General features: G+C 45.3%; 5 protein-coding genes. 1 reads left to right on the forward strand and 4 read right to left on the reverse strand.

Annotated elements, in window-relative coordinates:
* On the forward strand, positions 1–299 hold a 299-nt coding region (locus A2517_RS05700), incomplete at its 5' end, for a J domain-containing protein (RefSeq protein WP_294895009.1).
* On the opposite strand, the gene A2517_RS05705 is transcribed toward A2517_RS05700, so the two are convergent.
* The 4 genes from A2517_RS05705 to A2517_RS05720 are packed head-to-tail and all read right to left on the reverse strand — an operon-like array spanning position 296 to position 3,579.
* Entirely contained in the window at positions 296–1,048 is a 753-nt protein-coding gene (locus A2517_RS05705; protein ID WP_294895010.1) for an ABC transporter ATP-binding protein, read from the reverse strand. The genes A2517_RS05700 and A2517_RS05705 overlap by 4 nt on opposite strands.
* A complete protein-coding gene (locus A2517_RS05710) occupies positions 1,045–1,524 on the reverse strand; it encodes a DUF4149 domain-containing protein (protein WP_294895013.1) in 480 nt (159 codons plus the stop codon). Before A2517_RS05710 ends, A2517_RS05705 begins: the two co-directional genes overlap by 4 nt.
* On the reverse strand, positions 1,517–2,350 hold the full coding sequence (gene prmC, locus A2517_RS05715) for a peptide chain release factor N(5)-glutamine methyltransferase (RefSeq protein WP_294895015.1): 834 nt from the start codon (positions 2,348–2,350) through the stop codon (positions 1,517–1,519). Before prmC ends, A2517_RS05710 begins: the two co-directional genes overlap by 8 nt.
* A complete protein-coding gene (locus A2517_RS05720; RefSeq protein ID WP_294895017.1) occupies positions 2,335–3,579 on the reverse strand; it encodes a M48 family metallopeptidase in 1,245 nt (414 codons plus the stop codon). Before A2517_RS05720 ends, prmC begins: the two co-directional genes overlap by 16 nt.
* Positions 3,580–3,701: the final 122 nt, after the last annotated feature.

Consider the following 3,701-nt stretch of genomic DNA (forward strand, 5'->3'; position numbering starts at 1 on the left):
CTCTTTCCATGCTCTCATTTGACACGCTCATAAAGGCCAAAACGCTCCTTGGCCTGAGCGACAAAGCTACCCTCTCCGACATCAAAACCCGCTACAAAAATATGATGCAACAATGGCACCCCGACAAACACCCTGATGATACCGATACGGCACACGCCATGAGTACTCAGATCAATGAAGCGTATGCAATCCTTTTAGAGTATTGTTCTAAATATGAGTTTAACTTTGATGAAGAGCATCTAAGAGAGAAGACCCTCACTCCGCAAGAGTGGTGGACGAAGAAGTTTGGGGGACGTTAATGAAACGCTATCGGCCCTTCGGCACGTGCATGGATAAACTGCTGAACAACGGCATTCGATGAGTTTTTAAAGGCCTCTTTATTCCCCGCTTCGACAATCACGCCGTCAAAAAGCATCGCATAATTATCCCCCGCTTTAAAACTCTCAGAAATATCATGGCTGATGAGGATAGAGGTCATATTGATCTCTTCGCGAAGACGGCAGATCATTTGGGTGATAAAATCGCTCGTAACGGGATCAAGCCCTGATGTCGGTTCATCGTAAAGAATAACATCCGGTTCCAATGCGAGGGTACGCGCCAATCCGACCCGCTTGCGCATCCCGCCGCTGAGCTCTTCGGGGTAGAGAGATTTGACGATTTTTGGATCAAGCCCTACCATCGTGAGCTTTTCATCGATTTTGTATTCCAACTCTTTCATAGAAAGGTTTTGATGCTCACGCATCGGAAATGCAACGTTTTCACGGATATTCATACTGTCAAATAACGCACCGCTTTGAAACAAAAATCCCACCTTGGTTCGGATGGAGCGCAGTGTCGTTTCATCGGCGTTATCCACCCGTATCCCATCGACGGTGATGGTTCCCGAATCGGGTTTAAGCAATCCGACAATATGTTTGATAATCGTTGATTTTCCGCCGCCTGAGACGCCGAAAATGACCGTTGTTTTCCCTTTTTCGATCTCTAAGTTGACTCCGCGCAGAATCTCCCGTTTTCCGAAGCTTTTGGTGACATTATCAAATCGAATCATTTTTTTACCGCCATCAAATAAGCTCTACGGCTAAATAAAATCAACAGAGTGAGGAGCAAAATTTTAAAATCAATCTCACTTGCTTTATGAAGAGCTTCGAATGAGGCATCGATCGCCGCTTCACCCCGTGATTGATACTCTAAAATTTTTGGGGTATACACGGCACTGAATAAAAGGAGTGTTCCGATAGAACCTAATGCACTCAAAATCGAAATTTTATCAATCTGCATCACTTTGTAGCGTGACACTTCGTACACAGCAATGACCGCACTCATAAAATAAGCCCAATAGGTAAAACGGCGGAAAATTTCCCCCATAATTTTTCCCTCTTCGTAGCGGGATAAAAGCGGGAGGGTGAGATAGACTTCTGAGTGGAAGACTACGGCGGCAACAAACACGCCAAGCACCAAAACAGCCCCTGCCGTCATAGCGATGAGTAAAATATAAAGAACGTCAATAACCACTTTCTTATTCATGAATAGCCTTTAATACAAATCCCCGATCAAACGCAGCGTAATCGGTATAAAAATCCAAAGATTGTACCGCAAAATTTTTAAGATACTCTTGCACTTTTAGTCGTTGATCGTAACCCATCTCGCACGCAAAGGAAGGAATACGGCGAGCGTACACTTCATCCAGCAAAGCACGAATCATTTCATCCCCGATTTCCCCGCCGAAGAGAGCGTTTTGAGGCTCATACGAGAGATTAGACTCCAGCGGAGCGTCTTGGGCGATATAGGGGGGATTAGAGACTAGAAAATCGATTTTTTCAGTGATAGATGAGAGCAAATCCCCCTCACGCAGTTCGATTCGATCACTCAAACCGAATCTTTCGATATTACGGCGTGCAACAGCCAATGCACGCGGTGAAATATCAACGGCAATAAAACGGGTATTTGGCAAATGCAATGCAAGAAGTATCGAAATAATCCCGCTCCCTACCCCTACTTCAACGATGGTTAAAGCTTCATCTGCCGAAATACGTCCCAACACTTCATCAATCAAATGTTCCGTCTCAGGACGGGGGATTAACGCCCCCTCGTCGATGTAAAACTCACGGCTGTAAAAACTGACGCGATTGGTTAAATACTCAAGCGGTACGTTAGCGCTTCGTTTTGCTATCCATTCCAAAAGTTTGGGATGATTCTCATCTATCATATCCTCTTGATGGGTAATAAAATAGAGCTGATCTTTGCCTAAATAGGCGATAAGGAGAAGTTCCGCCTCGCGGCGGGGAGAGTCTACGACACCGTTCAATCGGAGCGTAATCTCTTCGTGAAGTTCTTTTAGTCGTTTGGACATGGGTCGGCATATCCTTCATCTTTTTCAATGCGGATATCATACCCTAACGCACGGAGCCGATCCACGACCGGAGGATGGGTCGTATGAAAAAAGCGATAGAGCGGATGTGATAACGGAAAGCTTTTATTTTCGCTCACCAGTTTTTTGAGGGCATTGACGAGATGCTCAGCACCGCCGAGTTCCGCACCCGTTCGATCGGCTTCATATTCGTTATGGCGGCTCATAATCCCCATCAGCGGCATCATAACAAAACTGACGACGGGAAGAAGGAGAATAAAGAGCATCATGACGATATGAGGACTTTGTGAAACCCCAAGTTCCATATAAAGGGTTTCGGGCAGATTGCCGAAGAGGGCAAACATCCCAAACAGCATTACCCCTACCATCGTGATATTTTTGTACAAATCCCCATGAGCAAAATGCCCTAGCTCATGTCCCAAAACGGCCACCAGCTCTGAGGGGGTAAGCTTTTGGATAAGGGTATCGAAGAGTATCACCCGCTTTGATTTTCCGAGTCCGCCAAAATAAGCGTTTAGACGGGCATCGCGTTTACTAGCATCGCTGATAAAAACACCGCTGCTGACAAACCCCGTTTTTGCCATCAACGCTTCAATCTGATCTCGGAGTTCAGGGTCTTCCAACGGAGTCACTTTATCAAAAAAGAGCGCTCGGATGGTAGGAAAGAACATGTTGATAGCAATAACAACGGCCATAATAAAGGCAAAACTCCACAGCCACCATAGTTCACTTGAGGTAATGATCAGCGAGACGATCCAAACCATAAAACTGCCGATAACAAGGGTTAAAAGGGTACTGATCAGGGTGTCTTTGACAAACTGACCCGTTGAAGAGCGGTTAAATCCGTACTTGGCATCGATTTTGAATTTTGCAATCCAACCAAACGGCAGCATCACAAGACCATTGATCACAATAAGTCCCATTACGGCTATAATCGTTTGTGTCAGTGGAGTTTGAGAGACTAAAGCAGAATCGAGCCATGCCATCATCCCCCCCATCCAAAGGAGGAAAAGTCCGTATTCAACAAACGTCTCCATCATCCCGAGCTTCTCTTTGGCGACTGCATAGTTAGCGGCATCCAGATACTCCCGCTCCCCCATCAGCACAGCACCTTTACATTTAATCTGATTGATATAGCCGATCTGCATCACGCTGACATACAAACGGATAATAATGTAAAGGGTATAAACTCCGATAACGGTCGTGATCATAAAATTCCTTGATTAAAAAATGGGAATTTTACCATTATTTAACTGGAACTTTCCCGATTTTCTCGCTCACGGGAACAGAATCTTCCACATCACCATAGACCATTTTCGCCACTAAAAAAATC

Origin of the sequence: Sulfuricurvum sp. RIFOXYD12_FULL_44_77 (assembly GCF_001830725.1) — a bacterium.
GTDB lineage: Bacteria > Campylobacterota > Campylobacteria > Campylobacterales > Sulfurimonadaceae > Sulfuricurvum > Sulfuricurvum kujiense_A.